Below are 16772 nucleotides of genomic sequence, written 5' to 3'. Positions count from 1 at the left end.
GCCTTTTCCGTCCTTTTTTCTTACAGCACTAAATTATTAACCTACAAAAAGATACTGCCCACCACCTTGGTCAAACAAGTGCCCACCCAGGCACATCTCATTTAACAGCAGCGAAACTTTAGTCTCATCCACGCACTCTCCAGATGATTCAAAGAACTGAAGCAGCCGCCAATCATCGATTATCCTGGGATCACCAAAACACTTATGAATATCCACAACCCAGCACAACTTACCCGTCATCTTTTCAAAACGCAGACCTGAACCATGCCTAATAAATCGCCATTTATCGCCACCAACAAAAACCTCTCCAGCCCTAGGGAAGTCTAGTAGCCATATCAAATCTTTTGCATCGGGGTGTGTCCGCATAAATTCAAGCACCAACTGACACTGAAGCACTACAAAACGAAAAACACTATCCACATTTATTTGCCCCATGGATTAGTACCTCACTCGAGCTTCAGCAGCTTCTCGCATAAGCTGATCTGCCTGCTCTCTAGTCACACCATGCACATTGACTGGCACATTTTTAAGAAAAAAGGGGACAAATGGGCCTGTCCCGTGACAACGGACGCCAAGAGCCTGAATTAGAGTAGAAAGGGAGAGTAGAAAGGGGACATATTTATTTTTTGCTACTCTAATCTCGCCCTAACTACATGATGGCAAGGTCCGTTCGCCTCCAAGATCCGAAATTAGAGTAGTGAAAATAAATCTGTCCCCTTTTCCAACGCCCAGCTGGCGCTCGGTGATACGGGTGCTGGAAACGTCGATCAGGGTGTCGTCCAGGTAGTTGCGCGCCCGCAGGTGGCTGACGCCGACATTGACCGCGGTCTTGCTCAGGCTGTCGCGGTGGATCACCCGTTCGGCCTGGAACTGGTGCACGCTGTTGTCGCCGTCGAGCTTGAAGGGGAAACCGCTGGAGGTGTCGCGGGTGCGGTAGTAGTTGTGGTTGTAGCTGTAGTTGAAGGTCCACCAGCCCCACGGCAGGCTGTAGTTCAGGCCATGGCTGTCGGAATGGCGCCAGTGGTCGCTGACCACGTCGCGCCCGCCACGCAGGCTCAACTGATCGGCCAGGCCCAGCGGGCTGTCCCACTCCAGGCCAAGGTTCATCTGCTGCTCGCCGCTGCTGGCGTCGCCGTTGTTGTGGCGGCTGGCCGAGACCCGCCAGGGCTTGTCACGCTGGCCCTTGAGCTGGACGCGGCTGCCGCCGACCTCCTGCCCCGGCACCAACTCCACCTCGACCTGGCGCGAGGGCAGGCGGCCGAGCTGGTCGACCATCTGTTCCATTTCGCGCAGGTTGAGCACCTCGCCGGTATTGCCGGGGAAGGCCATGGCCATTTCCCGAGGGCTGGCCAGGGCGGAGCCGTCCAGCCCTTCCAGGCGGCCTTCGACGATGATGATCTGCAGCACGCCGGAGCCCAGGTCCTGCTGGGGCAGGTAGGCACGGGTGGTCAGGTAGCCACGGTTCAGGTAATGGTCGGTGATGCGCTTGAGCAGGTCGTTGAGCTGGCCGACCTGCAGGCACTTGCCCTCATAACCTTCGAGCAGCGCCTTGCGCTGTGGCTCGTCGAGCAGGCTGGCGCCTTGCAGGTCGATGCGCTGGATCTGGAAGCAGCGCCCTTGCTCGGTGGGCTGGGCAGGCGCCTGGGGTGCCTGCCTTCCCGGCAGTTGCTGGAGCTCCTCGAGACGCTTGCGCTGCTCTTGCAGCAGGTTTTCCTGGCGATCGCGAATCAGGTCACGGTCGCCGGGTGTCTGGAACGGTGCGGCACCGGCGAGCAAAGGCAAAAGTGCCAGGCCTGCGGCCAGGAAGCGGGTAGGAAGGGGCATGGGGCGTGTCCATCACTTAAAGCCGAGCGCATCACTGCGAAATAGCCGCGCAGGGTACTAAAGGACAGCAATGCTATCAATAAGCCACCTTTCTCCTGTATTACCGGATAAGTCCTTTACGCCGGTAAGCCGCCCTTCATTGCTTTACTGTTGTCGCGCAGGCTTGCCGGCAGGCCGGAACCACCACCCCTGCTGCATGCCCGCCGCCGCCAGCAGGATCAGCCCCACCCCCAACCACTGCAAAGGCGCCAGGCGATGGTCGAAGGCCAGCCAGTCGACCAGGATCGCGGCGATCGGGTAGATGAACGACAAGGCCCCGGTCAACGCCGTGGGCAGGCGCTGGATGGCGCTGTACAGCAGCACGTACATCAATCCGGTATGCACGATGCCCAGCGTGACCAGGCTGCCAAGCGCCGGCAGTTCACCGGGCAGTCCGCCCAGCTTCACCCAGGGCGCCAGCAGCAAGACGCCGGTACTCACCTGGATCAAGGCGATCAGATGCGGCGGCGTGCCGGTCAGGCGCTTGATGATCAACGCCGCCACGGCATACAGAAACGCCGCGCCCAGCGCCAGGGCGATGCCCTGCAGGTACTCGCCGCCACTGGCCTGCCCCACGCCATGGGCGCTGACGATGGCCAGCATGCCGAGAAACGCCACGCTCAGCCAGGTCAGCTTGGCCAGGGTGATCTTTTCGCCCAGGAACAGTGCCGCCAGCCCCACCAACATGAACGGCTGGACGTTGTACACCGCGGTACCGATGGCGATCGATGCCCGCGAGTAAGAGGCAAACAGCAGTACCCAGTTGCCGACGATCGCCACCCCGCTGACCACCGCCAGCAGAAAAGTGGCACGGGTCAGCACGCCCGGTTTGAGGAAGCCCATCGCCGCGCAGATCAGCAGCAAGGTGCCAGCACCGAACACGCAGCGCCAGAACACTACTTCCAGCACCGGTTGCCCGGACACCAGCACGAACCAGCCGATGGTCCCGGAGATCAGCATGGCGGCGATCATTTCCAGCGAACCACGGCGCAACGAATTGTCCATCTCACACCTCCTGTCGACGATGGCCACAGTATGCGGAGGGTAGAGGGCAGCCTTCCAGCGGATAACCAAGGCACATCGCTGCATGCACCTTTACTATCAAGGCAAATTTTGCAAATCACCTAATGAGGTAGCCATGACCGATGCCATCGACCAGTTGCTGATAAACGCCCTGATGGAGGACTCGCGCCGCTCGCTCAAGGCCCTGGCGCAGATCAGCGGCCTGTCGGCGCCCAGCGTCAGCGAGCGCCTGCGCCGCCTGGAGGAGCGCGGCGTGCTGCGCGGCTACACGGTAGAGGTGGACCCGCGCTGTTTCGGCTACCAGTTGCAGGCCATCGTGCGCATCCGCCCGCTACCGGGGCAGTTGCAGGAGGTGGAACGGCAGATCGTCGCCATCCCCGAGTTCACCGAGTGCGACAAGGTTACCGGCGAGGACTGCTTCATCGCCCGCCTGCATGTGCGCTCGATGGAGCAGCTGGACACGCTGCTCGACCGACTGAATGTGCTGGCCGAGACCAATACCGCGATCATCAAGAAGACGCCGGTGAAGCGGCGTCTGCCGCCGATGGAGTGAGGAAGGTTCTGCAGTTGCAGACCCTATCGCGGGGCAAGCCCGCTCCCACGCGACGGGATTGCCAGCCATAAGGCCAAAGGCTGCGAGAAAACATGTACACAAAATTGTCACCATAGGTGCCATTTTTGTGTGCACTTATCGCAGGTAACGCCCCATTAGGTTACACACTTCAGCCAAATAAATCTGACCATTCGATCAACTAACAGACCCGACAAAAAATATAACCTGTTCATTTGGTCAGTTTATATTTCCTTTATTTCATTCACTTAACTTTCAAATAGATAGATTCAAAATAATGGCAACCTGAAAGCGAGTTGATCGCTGGCATGGAACTGGCTTTTGTGTGTTCGTGTTTTGTATACAAATTCAACAAAACATAAATACACAAGAACTCGCAGCGCCGCCCCATCGGCGGCCGTTGCGCCCAGAACCCAGTGATGCCAACGCCTGCACCGACGAGATGGCGAGCCCGTGCGCCAGCGCCCGCTCATCGCAGTCACGCGCATCAGGAGCCGCCGGAATGAGTAGCAGCCTCCCCCTTGCCCCTGAACTTTCCGTTGCCAGCACCCAACCCTCGACCACCAGCCTCGAAGGCCACCCGGCCGACCTCGAACTGAGCCCACGCCTGCACAACCGCGACCTCGCCCCGACCAAACTTGAGGGCCGCCGCTGGGGCGGCTACAGCATCTTCGCACTGTGGACCAACGATGTGCACAACATCGCCAACTACTCTTTCGCCATGGGGCTGTTCGCCCTGGGCCTGGGCGGCTGGCAGATCCTGCTGTCGCTGGCGATCGGCGCGGCGCTGGTGTACTTCTTCATGAACCTGTCCGGCTACATGGGGCAGAAGACCGGCGTGCCGTTCCCGGTAATCAGCCGTATCGCCTTTGGTATCCACGGCGCGCAGATCCCGGCGCTGATCCGCGCGGTGATCGCCATCGCCTGGTTCGGCATCCAGACCTACCTGGCCTCGGTGGTGCTGCGTGTGCTGCTGACGGCGGTGTGGCCGCAGGTTGCGGCCTTCGATCACGACAGCATCCTCGGCCTGTCGAGCCTGGGCTGGGTGTGCTTCGTGGCGATCTGGCTGGTGCAGCTGGTGATCCTCGCCTACGGCATGGAAATGGTGCGCCGCTACGAGGCGTTCGCCGGACCGGTGATCCTGCTCACCGTGGCCAGCCTTGCCGTGTTCATGTACTTCAAGGCCGATGCGCGCATCGCCTGGTCGGTGGCCGAGCCCCTGAGCGGCTACGAGATGTGGCGCAACATCTTTGCCGGCGGCGCGCTGTGGCTGGCGATCTACGGCACCCTGGTGCTCAACTTCTGCGACTTCGCCCGCAGCTCGCCATGCCGCAAGACCATCCGCGTCGGCAACTTCTGGGGCCTGCCGGTAAACATCCTGGTGTTCGCGGCGATCACCGTGGTGCTGTGCGGCGCACAGTTCCAGATCAACGGCCAGATCATCGACAGCCCGACGCAGATCGTCGCCAGCATCCCCAACACCGCGTTCCTGGTGCTCGGTTGCCTGGCCTTCCTGATCGTCACCGTGGCGGTGAACATCATGGCCAACTTCGTTGCCCCGGCCTTCGTGCTCAGCAACCTGGCGCCGCGACACCTGAACTTCCGCCGCGCCGGGCTGATCAGCGCCACCCTGGCGGTGCTGATCCTGCCCTGGAACCTGTACAACAGCCCGCTGGTGATCGTGTACTTCCTCTCCGGCCTCGGCGCTCTGCTCGGCCCGCTGTACGGGGTGATCATGGCCGACTACTGGCTGCTGCGTAAGGGCCGTATCAACGTGCCCGAGCTGTACAGCGAGAATCCCGCCGGCGCCTACCACTACACCCGCGGCATCAACCTGCGCGCCGTGGCCGCGTTTATCCCGGCCGCGCTGCTGGCGATCATCCTGGCCCTGGTACCCAACTTCCACGGTATCGCGCCGTTCTCCTGGCTGATCGGTGCCGGTATCGCCGCCGCCGTCTACCTCCTGATTGCGCCACGCCACCGCCAATACCTCGATGTCAGCGGCGAATGCATCGCCGTCGACCACAGCAGCCACTGAATTCAGGGAGATCCGTCATGCGTATTCTGATCGCCAACGTCAACACCACCGCCGCCATCACCGAAGCCATTGCCGAACAGGCGCGCAGCGTGGCCGCGCCCGGCACCGAGATCGTCGGCCTGACCCCGTGGTTTGGCGCCGAGTCGGTGGAAGGCAATTTCGAAAGCTATCTGGCCGCCATCGCGGTGATGGACCGGGTGCTGGCCTACGACCAGCCCTTCGATGCCGTGATCCAGGCCGGCTATGGCGAGCATGGCCGCGAAGGCCTGCAGGAGCTGCTGGATGTGCCGGTGGTGGACATCACCGATGCCGCCGCCAGCACGGCCATGCACCTGGGCCACGCCTATTCGGTGGTGACCACGCTGGACCGCACCGTGCCGTTGATCGAGGACCGCCTGAAACTGTCCGGGCTGTACGAACGATGCGCCTCGGTGCGCGCCAGCGGCCTCGCGGTGCTGGAGCTGGAAGCCGATCCACAGCGTGCGGTGGAAGCCATCGTCGAGCAGGCCGAGCGCGCCGTGCGCGAGGACAAGGCCGAGGTGATCTGCCTGGGATGCGGCGGCATGGCCGGGCTCGACGAGCAGATTCGCCAGCGCACCGGGGTGCCGGTGGTGGACGGCGTGAGCGCGGCGGTGACCATTGCCGAGTCACTGGTGAGGTTGGGGTTGAGCACCTCCAAGGTGCGTACCTATGCCACGCCGAGGGCGAAGAAGGTGGTGGGCTGGCCGATGCGCTTCGGGCGCTGAAAGACTCGGCGCCTGCTTAGGCCCTATCGCCGGCAAGCCGGCTCCCACAAGACACTGCAGCCCTTGTGGGAGCCTGCTTGCCGGCGATAGGGTCAGCTTCGTCAGCGCAACAGCCTCGCCAGCCGCTCGCCACTGCCAGACGCCAAGGTGAACCCCAGCGCGCCATGCCCCAGGTTCAGCCACAGGTTGCGATACCGCGTGGCCTCGATGATCGGCACCCCGGTCGGCGTCGCCGGCCGCATCCCCGCCCACTCCACCGCCTGCCCATAATCAGCGGCCCGCGGCAGGGTCTCGCGCGCCAGCCGGCGCATGCTCGCGAGCCTGCCGGCGTCCACCGCCTCGTCATAACCGACGATGTCCACCATCGCCGCCACCCGCAGTTGATCGTCCAATCGGGCATAGACAATCTTGCGTTCGTAGTCGGTGATGCTCACCTCGGGCGCGCGGTGCGTGGCACCGACCGGCGCGGTCAGGCTGTAGCCCTTCAGTGGGTAGACCGGCAGTTGCAAGCCGGGCAAGGCCAATCCGGCGCTACGGTGCCCGGCGCTGAGCACCAGGCGCTGCACCTCCAGCTGCTCACCGCCCAACTCCAGCGCGGCCACGCGATCATCGCGCGCTATCAGCCGGGTCACCGGCCGCCCCAACAGCAACCGGCACTGCCCTGAGGCCTGCAGGCGCTCGGCCAGGCGCAGGCAGAAGCGGTGACAGTCGGCGACCTCCTCGTCTGCCGTGAACACGCCGCCCACGAAAGGGGCTTCGCCAAGCGCCGGGTCGAGCCCGCGCAGATCGGCGGCATTGAGGACCCGTTGCGTGTCGGGGTCCAGCAGGTGTTGGCGACCGTGCTCGAATGCGCGCTGGGTTCGAAACGCGACCAGCTTGCCATTGCGTCGCCAGGCGAAGCCATCGAGGCCGTCCTCTTCACGCCAGCGGGCGAGTACGGCCTGGCTTTGCAAGGCCAGATCCAGCAACTGGGCGGCATTGCGCCGATTGACCCGGGTACGGCAGGCCATGACGAAGGCCGCCAGCCAGCGCCACTGCGCGGTATCCAAACGTAGCCGAAGACGTAGCGGCGAATCGCCGCGCAACAGCCAGCCCAGCGCTTGCCATGGCACCCCGGCATCAGCCAGCGGCGCCACGTAGCGATATGACAACTGCCCACCATTGGCGAAGCTGGTCGCGCTGGCCAGAGTATCGCGGGCTTCGACCAGGTCGACCTGCCAGCCTTCGCGCACCAGTGCATAGGCCGTGGCCAGCCCGACCACGCCGCCACCGATCACCGTTACCCGCTCCATCGGCACATCCCTGCCCAGCCCAGAAAGCCAGACAGTAACAGCAGGTCAGGTCGGGCAGCCAGGCTCGCCGTTATCCAGGCCCTGACGCACGTTACGGCTGAGCAGGGTCGCCTTGCCATCGCGCCAGGTCAGCGTCAGCACGTACAGGGAGTCGAAATCGTCGCGATGCCAGTCCTCGGTGAGCACCCGGTCTTCGCCCAGGGCCTTGCCGGCCACGGTGTTGATCAGCTCGGGCAGATACCCCCGGGACCAGGCCGTGTAGACCGTCGCATTGCGATACTTGTCACTGAGCAGTTCGTCGGCCAGCGCGGCTGTATCATTGGCGCCGTAGTCGATATTGACCGGTAAACCGAGGCGGATGGCGGCGGGGCTGATGGTCATCAGCGGACGGATGTAGCTGTAGCGCTCGTCCTGGCTGCCCTCCTCGACACCTCGTGAAGGGTTGGCGGCGAAGACGTAGTCGGCATCGCCGAAACGCTCGGGCAACAGGGTGGCCAGATCCAGGGCGCGGTTCAGACCCTGGCAGTTCAACTGCCCGAGGCCCTCGCCGGGTTTCTCGGCGTGGCGCAGGAATACCAGGGTCTGGGTCCCGTCGACCGGCTGCGCCCGGCTCTCGACCACATCCAGGGCCAGCGGCACGGCGGCGGCAACAAGCGTCAGGCTCAACAACAGGTGGCGGCGACGGCGAAGGAAAGCTGGCAGCTTCATAACAGGGCGGACTCTATGCGGCACTGGATATCGGGTTGCCCCGCCACATGTCCCTGTCGTGATCGCCATCCTTGGCAGCGAGTGAGGCTCAGAGTGCCTACGGCCCGTTTGGTTCCTCCCTGACTGCACATACCTTCCCTGGACAATCAGTACCTTAGCGCATCGGTGTTGCTGAATTATTGCGCGCGGTTCAGTCGTCGCGGGTCAGTACTTCCAGCAATTCGATCTCGAAGGTAAGGTCCGAATTCGGCGGAATCGCACCGACCGAGCGTTCGCCATAACCCAGGTGCGCCGGTACCTGCAGCTTGCGCTTGCCACCCACGCGCATGCCCATCAGGCCCTGGTCCCAGCCCTTGATCACCCGCCCGGTACCGATGACGCACTGGAACGGCTTGCCACGCGCCCATGAGGAATCGAACTCGCTGCCGTCGGCCAGGGTGCCGCGGTACTGGGTGGTGATCAGCGCACCCTTGACCACGGCCTTGCCGTCGCCTTCCTGTAGATCGATGACTTGCAGTTCACTGCTCATGGCAGGTTCCTCGAAACGGTTTTTCGTGGCCGCCGTTTTCTCAGGAATGCGCAGGTTTGGCAAGACGGACCGTGTCAGGTAGGGGCGAACTGATCGTAGACCTGTTGACCGGTGAGGTTGCTGGTCTCGTTCTTGAAGCAATACCAGGCGGGCTGTTCGTCGACGAATATCTGCTCGGTAAAGCGCCAGTCACCCTCGCCATCAAGCAGGCCGACCGGTACGACGTACATGTCGCTCTCTTTCAGGCGGTAGAACAGATGCGTGCCGCAATGGCCGCAGAAGCCGCGCTGGGCCCAGGGAGAGGAGTCATAGGCGATGGGGGTCGGGCCTTCGATGGCTGGGGGCTCGGTGCATTGCACTGCCAGCAGCGGGCCGCCGGTCCATTTGCGGCACATGCTGCAATGGCAAGCGCTGACATGGTTATCCTCGAGTTTGACACTCAGTCGGGTTTTGCCGCAAAGGCAACTGCCTTGCTTTTCCAGTGACATGGCCCGGGCTCCTTGCTGTTGTTCTTGGGGACTTGGAGTATAGAGTCCGGCCGGTCAAGAGCAAAAACGCGTGTCGATGGGGCTGGACGGCCCCGACAACGCCATCGTCAGGCAGCACGCCCAATCGGATAGAACGTGCCCCGGCTCCAAACCCCAAGCCACTCCTCCCCGTCGATCTCGCGCGGCACCGCCAGTTCGACCAGCTGGTAGAACACGTTGCGATGGACCAGCGCCTCGAGATTGCCGCGCATCAGCACATAGGGCGAAGGCTCTTGGGTGACCGGATCGAGCTCGACCCGCAGCGGATGCTCCGGCCCGGCCTCGACCTGGTCCTCGACGTTGCTGGTGAAGCGCAAGACCTGCTGCTCGCCACTGCCCTGCACGTCGAGCAACACAGCCACAAACGGCGCATCATCCACCGTGATACCGACCTTCTCCACCGGCGTGACCAGGAAGTAGTCGTCGCCATCGCGGCGAATGATGCTGGAGAACAGCCGCACCATCGGCTTGCGGCCGATCGGCGTGCCCAGGTAGTACCAGGTACCGTCACGCGCGATGCGCATGTCGATGTCGCCGCAGAAATCCGGATTCCACAGGTGCACCGGGGGTAGCCCCTTGTGCGCGGGGATCTGCGCCAGCAGATCGCTGGCCTTGCCGGAATCGCTCATGACTCGCTCGCTCAGTTGCTCATGCCCAGGAGGCTACGAGCGTACTCGCGCATTGGCGCGGCAAGCAAATCCTGTGGCGTGTTATCGTGGAACGTCAACAAACCGCCGCGACTCTTGATCCTGGCCGTGTCGATCAGATAACGGGTGCTGGTCTCGATCAGCATCATCTGTACCACGCCACGGTCCCAGCCCAAGCGGTCGACGGCCTGCTCGTCATACCATTCGTCACCGTTGCCGATACGGTCGTCGGTGCGCGCGAAACGGGTGTACAGCACGTAATCGGCGCCGACCGAACGGGCTTCGGCGATCGCGTCCTCAAGCCCCAGGGGGCCTTGGGCACGCCGCACCAGCGGGAAGTACTCGACGAAACTCTTGAAGGCCTCCTCGGCCACTGCGTTCTGCCGTGGCACAGGCCCCTTGCCCGGAGGCACGAAGGCGCCCTGGCCGATGAAGATGAACGAATCGGGCTGCAAGCGGATCGACAGGGTACGGGTGGTGTTGCTGTGATCCAGCAGGCCCGCATCACTCATGTGGTAACGGACGCCCTCGCCCATATCGCTGACATTCATGCAGCCGCCCAACGCCATCAGCGCCAGCAGCAAGACCAGGCTACGCATCTTTCCTCCAGAAACCGGTGACGAAAAACCGGCGAATAGCCGCAGGATGCAGCTTTTGCGCCAGAGTCAGCCGCCGATCACTTTCATCACCATCACATCGCCGGAAAATGCCACCTCCTGCTTGTCTGCCAGGGCCTTCACCAGTAGCCGCTGCAATGCAGGAAGCGCTTGATGACGGGGCTTGTCGAGCAGGTCACCGACAAAATGACGGTTACTCGACGACAGGCAACCATGCAGCCAGCCGGTGGACGACAGGCGCAGGCGCGAACAACTGCGGCAGAATGGCACGCTCTCGTTGGCGATCACCCCGAAATGACCTTTGCCGGGAATGCTATAGCGCAAGGCCGTGGCATCCAACGGGCGTGGCGCCTGTTCATAGGCATGGGACTGCCCGATCAGCGCCAGCAGTTGTTCCAGGCCTACGAATTGCTGCAGGAAGGCGTTGCCATCACGCGCCAGGTGGCCCATGCGCATCAGCTCGATGAAGCGCAGCTCGTAGCCGCGCGCGAGGCAGTAGTCGAGCAGCGGCAGCACCTGGTCGAGATTCTGCCCACGCATGGGCACCATGTTGACCTTGATCGCCATCCCCGCGTCACTGGCCTGGGCCATGCCCGCCAGCACGCTGGCCAGGTCGCCGCCGCGGGCGATGCGGCGAAAGGCCGTGGCATCGAGGGTGTCGAGCGAGACGTTGAGCCGGCGGATACCTGCGTCGCGCAGCAGCGGGAGCTTGCGGGCGAGCAACTGGCCGTTGGTGGTCAGGCTGATGTCTTCGAGCCCCAACCCGGCCACCGCGCCGAGGAAGGCCTCCAGGCGCGGGCTCACCAGCGGCTCGCCACCAGTAATGCGCAGCCGCTCCACCCCGGCCGCCTCGACCAGGTACGCCACGCCGCGGGCCAGGGCATCCGCCGTAAGCTCGTCCTGCGCCGCCACCAGGCGCTTGCCGTCAGGCACGCAGTAGGTGCAGGCATAGTTGCAGGCAGCAGTCAGGCTGACGCGCAGGTTGCGAAAGCGCCTGCCTTGACGATCGACGATCATGGATGACTCCGGCATGGATGAATCGGGCCGGCAAAACCTGACTCAAAAATCAGGTTTTTGCAAGCCTTCCTGTCGAAGCCATGAAGCGAGGATGCCTGGCGAAGGTCGACAGGCATCGGGGGAACACCTTTAGTTCGCGCCTTCCGGATCGCGCTTGCGCTTGTTGCCCATGCGCACGCCGATGTCCATGAGGAACTGGAAGAAGCCCTCCTGGTCCTCGAGCACGTTGCTCCAGAACGGCGAGTGATACAGCGCCACGGCGCCATGGACCAGGGCCCAGGCCGCGCAATAATGGAAGTAAGGCGGCACGTCCTCGAGCTTGCCCTCGCTGATGCGCCCCTTGATCAATTGCGTGAGGCGGTCGAAGTTGGAGGCACGGATGCTGTGCAACTGCTCGACCATTTCCGGCACCTGGTTGCCCTTGACCACCTTTTCTTCCAGGCGGTCGAACAGCCGGTAACGCTGCGGGTCACGCATGCGGAACTCGAAGTAGGCGCGCGACAGGGCCTCCTTGTCGCGGTCGACGTCAGCCGAGTGCAGCAGCGCGTTCAGGTCGCGCTCGTAGTCGAGCATCAGGCGCAGGTAGATCTCCGCCTTGGACTTGAAGTGCTTGTAGATCGTGCCTTTGCCGATGCCCACGGCGTCGGCGATCATCTCGACGGTGACGCTGTCTTCACCTTGTTCGAGAAACAGCTTGAGCGCCGTGTCGAGGATCTCTTGTTCGCGACGGCGAAACTCACGGACCTTGCGAGGTTCTTTCTGCATAAGAAGGACTGGGATGACAATCGAAGCGGATTATTATGCCTAACTGGCGGCAAAATGCACGGATCTTCCAACCATGTCTGTGTTTCTTGATGAGTTCGAGCAGGCGCCGGGCCTGTGTTACCTGAACTACGCGGCAATCGGCCCCTGGCCACGGCGGGCCGCCTGCCGCCAGCGCGGCGTTCTACTGTGCATACACGCGGTCCAGCAGGCGGGCGCCCTGCCCTTCAATGTAGAGCGTTATCAGTGCGACTTCGCCATGGCCGACGGCCACAAGTGGATGCTCGGCCCAGAGGGGGCTGGGCGTGTTCCTTTGCCGTGGCGAACTGCGCAGGCAGTTGAAACTGCACGCCTACGGCTGGCATATGCTGGACCACCTCGGCAACTTCGAGCGCCGCGAGTGGCTACCGGCACGCAGCGCGCGACGCTTGGCATGCGACATGCCCGAACATGCTCGGCGCCTGCACGCTGGAGGCGAGCCTGTCGCTGCTGGTCCTAGCGTGCGGTTTTCCCCACATTTCTATACCAGCCAGCGCCTGATCGACGAAGTACTGCGCCAGGTTCGCCAATTGTCAATGCATTGATCGCGCAAGGGGCTGCGAACGTATTCCAAATCTGTTTAAAAAACGATCAACAGCCGCTGGCAGCGCGCCAATCCTGGCCAATACTTGAAGTGTTGGCGCGGCACATCCCCCCCAAGTGGCGCGCCGATAAAGGTGCCCAGGGACCGTGTACCTTTGTTTTACTCCTAATGGTCTTAACCCGGATTCCCCCCCCAGAACCCGGGTTTTTTTTATCCGGGCCTCAAGCTTTTTTGGGGGGTGAAATCTTCAGGCCACCCGCGCCAGTGGGAACAAGCGCTTGAAGTTCTCGGTGGTCTGCTCGGCCAACTGCTCATAGCTCACCCCACGCAACGACGCCACGTACTCGGCCACTTCCCGCACGTACTGCGGCAGGTTCGGCTTGCCGCGATGCGGAATCGGCGCCAGGTACGGCGAGTCGGTCTCCACCAGCAGGCGATCCACCGGCACCTGCCGGGCCACCTCGCGCAGGGCATCGGCATTGCGGAACGTGACAATGCCGGACAACGAGATGTAGTAACCCAGGTCCAGCGCGGCCTTGGCCATCGGCCAGTCCTCGGTGAAGCAATGCAGCACGCCGGCCTGGGGCAGGCCGGCCTCGCGCAGCAGCGCCAGGGTGTCCTCGCGGGCCGCACGGGTGTGCACGATGACCGGCTTGCCGGTCTGCCGGGAGGCTTCCAGGTGCAGGCGGAACGAAGCCTGCTGCAACTCGGCGGCTTCCGGCTCATAGTGGTAGTCCAGGCCCGTTTCGCCAATGGCCACCACATGCGGATGGGCCAGTTCACGCAACAGCCACTCCAGGGCCGGGGTCTCACCGGGCGCCAGGTCGAGCGGGTGCACGCCCACCGAGCAGTCGACATCGGCGTAACGCTCGCTCAACGCCTTGACCGCACCGGCATTCTCGGCACTGACGCCGATGCACAGGAAATGCCCTACCCCACGCTCGCGGGCCGCCTGCAGGGCGGTGTCGAGGGAACCCTGGTGGGCACTGAGATCGAGACGGTCGAGGTGGCAATGGGAATCTACGAGCATGGGAACACGACACACATTAGGAAACGGTGGAAATCAACGCATGCCCGGCAGCTGCACCCAGTGGGCGAGCAACGCTTCGAGCAGCAGTACACGATTGAGGTTGGCCTTGCCCAGCACCTTCTGGCGCTGCTCGAGAATCCACGCCTGGACCTCGAGCACCTTGGCCTGCCGGCTCTTCTGCGCCAGGTACTGCAACACCTTGCGCATGTCAGGCAAGCCTAAACCCTCTTCGTCCTGGGTCAACTGATAACGCAGGATCAAGTGCGACCAGTCGCAGAACCAGTCGAACAGCAGCAACAAGGGCACCGTGTTCCAGGCTTCGGCCAGCTGGGTAGGCGACTGCTGCTGCTTGAGCAACTTCTTCACCCCTTCGGTAACCAGCGCCCGCTGCTCAAGCACGCCCTGGGCCTGCAAGCTGACCGCCATCAGTGGCGAACCCGCGGCCAGGGTCAGCAACTCTTCGCGCTCCTGCTCATCGCTGCCTTCGAGCGCCCCAGCCAGCCAGGCACGACTCTGCGCCAGGCTTGGCTGCGGGCAGGCGACCTGCTGGCAGCGACTCTTGATGGTCGGCAGCAGGCGGCTGGGCTGATGGCTGACCAGCAACAGCACGGTATCGCCGGAGGGCTCCTCCAGGCTTTTGAGCAAGGCGTTGGAGGCATTGATGTTCATCGCCTCCACCGGCTCGATCAGCACCACCTTGCGCCCACCCTGCTGGGCGGTCTGCACCACGAACGACACCAGTTCGCGGACCTGGTCGATCTTGATCGGCTTGTCGGCCTCCTCCGGCTCCAGCACGAAGTTGTCCGGGTGGCTGCCGGCCTTGAGCAACAGGCACGACTTGCACTGGCCGCAGGCATCCAGGCCCTGTGGCTGCTGGCACAACAGCCGCGCCATCAGGCGCTCGGCCAGGGCCCGCTTGCCGATGCCCCGGGGGCCGTGCAGCAGGTAGGCGTGGGCGTGCTGGGCACGCCCGGCCAGTTGCTGCCAGAGAGCCTGCTGCCAAGGGTAGGCCTCAGCCACGGCAACGCTCCAGGATGCCCGGCACCAGGGCGTCGATGGCCTGTTGCACCGCGCTCAAGGGCTGCGCGGCGTCCAGCAGGCGATAGCGCTGTGGCTGCTGGCCTGCGCGCTGCAGGTAGGCCTGGCGCACCGCCTCGAAGAAGGCCTGGCCCTCCTGCTCGAAGCGATCCAGCCGGCCACGGGCTGCCGCGCGGGCCAGGCCGACCTCCACGGGCAGGTCGAAGACCAGGGTGAGGTCCGGGCGCAGCTCGCCCTGCACAAAACTCTCCAGGATGGCGATACGCTCTACCGAAAGACCGCGGCCGCCGCCCTGGTAGGCGTAGGTGGCGTCGGTGAACCGATCGCACAGCACCACGGCACCACGGGCCAGCGCCGGGCGGATCACTTCGGCCAGGTGCTGGGCGCGAGCGGCGAACATCAGCAGCAGCTCGGTGTCGACCGCCATGCGCTCCTCGCTCGGCGCCAGCAGCAGTTCACGGATGCGCTCGGCCAACGGCGTGCCGCCGGGCTCGCGGGTCATGACCACATCGGCGCCCTGCTCGCGCAGGCGCGCTGCCAGATACTCACGATTGGTGCTCTTGCCCGCGCCTTCGGGGCCTTCCAGGGTGATAAACAAACCGCTCACGAGCGTTCCTTAGGGTCTTCTGGCACCGACGTATCAGCCGGCGCGGATTCATCGGTGGGGGCCGGCGCGTCGCTTTCAGGTGCGGGCGCAGGTGCCGCTTCAGGAGTCGTCTGCGGTTCGGGCGTTGTCGGTTCGGCCTGCGGCGCAGGGCTCGAACGATAATCCGCCCGCCGCTTGATCTGGAACTCACGCACCGCGCTGTTGTGATCGTCCAGGTCATCGGAAAACACATGGCTGCCGTCGCCACGGGCGACGAAGTACAAGCTCGAGCCATCACTTGGGTTCAGCGCGGCATGGATTGCCTCGCGCCCGACCATGGCGATCGGCGTCGGCGGCAGGCCGGTCATGGTGTAGGTGTTGTAGGGCGTCGGCTCACGCAGGTCGGCGCGGGTGATCTTGCCGTTGTAGCGCTCGCCCATGCCGTAGATGACGGTGGGGTCGGTCTGCAGCATCATGCCCAGGCGCATGCGCCGCACGAACACCCCGGCGATCTGCCCGCGTTCCTGGGGAATGCCGGTTTCCTTCTCCACCAGCGAGGCCATGATCAGCGCCTGGTACGGGTCGCGATACGGCAGGTCGGTGCTGCGCTCGGCCCATTCCTTGGCCAGCACTTCGTCCAGGCGCATGTAGGCCTGCTGCAACAGCTCGACATCGCTCATGCCGCGCACGAAGCGATAGGTATCAGGGAAGAAACGGCCCTCGGGGAACACGCCGGTATGACCAAGCTTGTCCATCACCTCGGTATCGGACAGGCCTTCGAGGGTGTGCTTGAGCTTTTCATGTTTCGCCACCGCGGCACGCACCTGGCGGAAGGTCCAGCCCTCGACCAGGGTGAGGTTGTACTGCACCACATCGCCACGCTTCCAGGCGTCGAACAACTGCCCCACGGTCATGCCCGGGGTCAGGCGATATTCACCTGTATGCAATGCCGTGCCGGCCATGTTGAAACGCCAGTACAGGCGCAGCCACAGAGGGTCATCAAGCAGGCCTTCGCCCTGCATCCGATAGAACATGCGGTTTGGCGTCGTGCCATTGGGCACATCGAGCATGCGCTCCTGGGCCACTTGCAGCGGCTGCTCCAGGACCGAGTTGACTTTCCAGGCGGCCCAGCCCAGTGCCAGGCCGGCGAGGATCAAGCTCATTTCCAGCAGCAGCAGGAATTTGCGTCTCACGA

Annotated in this window: 17 protein-coding genes and 2 pseudogenes; 4 read left to right on the top strand and 15 right to left on the bottom strand. The window is 63.4% G+C overall.

The features are described 5' to 3' along the window. Positions 1-36: 36 nt before the first annotated feature. The 3 genes and pseudogenes from OH705_RS16065 to OH705_RS16055 all read right to left on the bottom strand — a co-directional run bounded on the left by OH705_RS16065 (position 37) and on the right by OH705_RS16055 (position 2868). Complete coding sequence (locus OH705_RS16065; RefSeq protein ID WP_267302523.1) at positions 37-435, bottom strand: DUF6896 domain-containing protein; 399 nt, start codon at positions 433-435, stop codon at positions 37-39. 231 nt (positions 436-666) lie between these two features. Then, positions 667-1824, bottom strand: a pseudogene (locus tag OH705_RS16060) (ShlB/FhaC/HecB family hemolysin secretion/activation protein); the annotation flags it as partial. A 144-nt stretch (positions 1825-1968) separates the two neighbouring features. Next, complete coding sequence (locus OH705_RS16055) at positions 1969-2868, bottom strand: DMT family transporter (RefSeq protein ID WP_267302521.1); 900 nt, start codon at positions 2866-2868, stop codon at positions 1969-1971. A gap of 133 nt (positions 2869-3001) precedes the next feature. On the opposite strand from OH705_RS16055, the gene OH705_RS16050 reads away from it, so the two are divergent. From OH705_RS16050 to OH705_RS16040, 3 genes are all read left to right on the top strand, one after another. Beyond that, positions 3002-3439 (top strand): Lrp/AsnC family transcriptional regulator, encoded by a 438-nt coding sequence (locus tag OH705_RS16050; protein WP_023631313.1) that lies wholly within the window; start codon positions 3002-3004, stop codon positions 3437-3439. Between the two features lie 520 nt (positions 3440-3959). Further along, the gene (locus OH705_RS16045; protein ID WP_263158550.1) at positions 3960-5495 is read left to right on the top strand and encodes an NCS1 family nucleobase:cation symporter-1; all 1536 of its coding nucleotides are present in this window, start codon (positions 3960-3962) and stop codon (positions 5493-5495) included. Positions 5496-5512: 17 nt separating this feature from the next. After that, positions 5513-6241 (top strand): aspartate/glutamate racemase family protein, encoded by a 729-nt coding sequence (locus tag OH705_RS16040; protein WP_267302520.1) that lies wholly within the window; start codon positions 5513-5515, stop codon positions 6239-6241. 101 nt (positions 6242-6342) lie between these two features. On the opposite strand, the gene OH705_RS16035 is transcribed toward OH705_RS16040, so the two are convergent. The 8 genes from OH705_RS16035 to OH705_RS16000 form a co-directional block, all read right to left on the bottom strand. Next, the gene (locus OH705_RS16035) at positions 6343-7533 is read right to left on the bottom strand and encodes a D-amino acid dehydrogenase (RefSeq protein WP_094010637.1); all 1191 of its coding nucleotides are present in this window, start codon (positions 7531-7533) and stop codon (positions 6343-6345) included. Positions 7534-7578: 45 nt separating this feature from the next. After that, a complete protein-coding gene (locus OH705_RS16030) occupies positions 7579-8241 on the bottom strand; it encodes a hypothetical protein (RefSeq protein ID WP_023629101.1) in 663 nt (220 codons plus the stop codon). Between the two features lie 190 nt (positions 8242-8431). Beyond that, positions 8432-8770, bottom strand: coding sequence for an FKBP-type peptidyl-prolyl cis-trans isomerase (locus OH705_RS16025; RefSeq protein WP_023629100.1), 339 nt, complete (start codon positions 8768-8770; stop codon positions 8432-8434). 74 nt (positions 8771-8844) lie between these two features. Continuing rightward, positions 8845-9258 (bottom strand): GFA family protein, encoded by a 414-nt coding sequence (locus OH705_RS16020; RefSeq protein WP_023629099.1) that lies wholly within the window; start codon positions 9256-9258, stop codon positions 8845-8847. A gap of 107 nt (positions 9259-9365) precedes the next feature. Then, complete coding sequence (locus tag OH705_RS16015) at positions 9366-9926, bottom strand: DUF1285 domain-containing protein (RefSeq protein WP_023629098.1); 561 nt, start codon at positions 9924-9926, stop codon at positions 9366-9368. 11 nt (positions 9927-9937) lie between these two features. Then, the gene (locus tag OH705_RS16010; RefSeq protein ID WP_267302519.1) at positions 9938-10543 is read right to left on the bottom strand and encodes a DUF4823 domain-containing protein; all 606 of its coding nucleotides are present in this window, start codon (positions 10541-10543) and stop codon (positions 9938-9940) included. Between the two features lie 66 nt (positions 10544-10609). Further along, entirely contained in the window at positions 10610-11578 is a 969-nt protein-coding gene (locus tag OH705_RS16005) for a GTP 3',8-cyclase MoaA (RefSeq protein WP_104444236.1), read from the bottom strand. A gap of 129 nt (positions 11579-11707) precedes the next feature. Next, complete coding sequence (locus OH705_RS16000) at positions 11708-12343, bottom strand: TetR/AcrR family transcriptional regulator (RefSeq protein ID WP_023630645.1); 636 nt, start codon at positions 12341-12343, stop codon at positions 11708-11710. 160 nt (positions 12344-12503) lie between these two features. Between OH705_RS16000 and OH705_RS15995 the strand changes: the two are divergent. After that, a pseudogene (locus OH705_RS15995) lies at positions 12504-12832 on the top strand (aminotransferase class V-fold PLP-dependent enzyme); the annotation flags it as partial. Between the two features lie 338 nt (positions 12833-13170). Here the strand turns inward: OH705_RS15995 and OH705_RS15990 are convergent. The 4 genes from OH705_RS15990 to mltG are packed head-to-tail and all read right to left on the bottom strand — an operon-like array spanning position 13171 to position 16770. Beyond that, positions 13171-13953 carry a TatD family hydrolase gene (locus OH705_RS15990; RefSeq protein ID WP_094010642.1) on the bottom strand — a complete coding sequence of 261 codons (783 nt, stop codon included), beginning with the start codon at positions 13951-13953 and terminating at the stop codon, positions 13171-13173. A 33-nt stretch (positions 13954-13986) separates the two neighbouring features. Further along, a complete protein-coding gene (locus OH705_RS15985; RefSeq protein ID WP_267302518.1) occupies positions 13987-14973 on the bottom strand; it encodes a DNA polymerase III subunit delta' in 987 nt (328 codons plus the stop codon). Continuing rightward, positions 14966-15598, bottom strand: a complete 633-nt coding sequence (gene tmk / locus OH705_RS15980) for a dTMP kinase (protein ID WP_038705681.1) — start codon at positions 15596-15598, stop codon at positions 14966-14968. Before tmk ends, OH705_RS15985 begins: the two co-directional genes overlap by 8 nt. Continuing rightward, complete coding sequence (mltG, locus tag OH705_RS15975) at positions 15595-16770, bottom strand: endolytic transglycosylase MltG (protein WP_104444238.1); 1176 nt, start codon at positions 16768-16770, stop codon at positions 15595-15597. Before mltG ends, tmk begins: the two co-directional genes overlap by 4 nt. Positions 16771-16772: the final 2 nt, after the last annotated feature.

The sequence above is a fragment of the Pseudomonas sp. BJa3 genome, from assembly GCF_026343815.1.
Classification (GTDB): Bacteria; Pseudomonadota; Gammaproteobacteria; order Pseudomonadales; family Pseudomonadaceae; genus Aquipseudomonas; species Aquipseudomonas soli.
The sequence above is the reverse complement of the archived record's forward strand: the minus strand, read 5'-3'. Positions and strand labels throughout refer to the sequence as shown.

Coding starts and splice junctions, on each gene's coding strand:
- OH705_RS16065 (WP_267302523.1), bottom strand. CDS start 435: ATGGGGCAAATAAATGTGGATAGTGTTTTTCGTTTTGTAGTGCTTCAG.
- OH705_RS16055 (WP_267302521.1), bottom strand. CDS start 2,868: ATGGACAATTCGTTGCGCCGTGGTTCGCTGGAAATGATCGCCGCCATG.
- OH705_RS16050 (WP_023631313.1), top strand. CDS start 3,002: ATGACCGATGCCATCGACCAGTTGCTGATAAACGCCCTGATGGAGGAC.
- OH705_RS16045 (WP_263158550.1), top strand. CDS start 3,960: ATGAGTAGCAGCCTCCCCCTTGCCCCTGAACTTTCCGTTGCCAGCACC.
- OH705_RS16040 (WP_267302520.1), top strand. CDS start 5,513: ATGCGTATTCTGATCGCCAACGTCAACACCACCGCCGCCATCACCGAA.
- OH705_RS16035 (WP_094010637.1), bottom strand. CDS start 7,533: ATGGAGCGGGTAACGGTGATCGGTGGCGGCGTGGTCGGGCTGGCCACG.
- OH705_RS16030 (WP_023629101.1), bottom strand. CDS start 8,241: ATGAAGCTGCCAGCTTTCCTTCGCCGTCGCCGCCACCTGTTGTTGAGC.
- OH705_RS16025 (WP_023629100.1), bottom strand. CDS start 8,770: ATGAGCAGTGAACTGCAAGTCATCGATCTACAGGAAGGCGACGGCAAG.
- OH705_RS16020 (WP_023629099.1), bottom strand. CDS start 9,258: ATGTCACTGGAAAAGCAAGGCAGTTGCCTTTGCGGCAAAACCCGACTG.
- OH705_RS16015 (WP_023629098.1), bottom strand. CDS start 9,926: ATGAGCGATTCCGGCAAGGCCAGCGATCTGCTGGCGCAGATCCCCGCG.
- OH705_RS16010 (WP_267302519.1), bottom strand. CDS start 10,543: ATGCGTAGCCTGGTCTTGCTGCTGGCGCTGATGGCGTTGGGCGGCTGC.
- OH705_RS16005 (WP_104444236.1), bottom strand. CDS start 11,578: ATGATCGTCGATCGTCAAGGCAGGCGCTTTCGCAACCTGCGCGTCAGC.
- OH705_RS16000 (WP_023630645.1), bottom strand. CDS start 12,343: ATGCAGAAAGAACCTCGCAAGGTCCGTGAGTTTCGCCGTCGCGAACAA.
- OH705_RS15990 (WP_094010642.1), bottom strand. CDS start 13,953: ATGCTCGTAGATTCCCATTGCCACCTCGACCGTCTCGATCTCAGTGCC.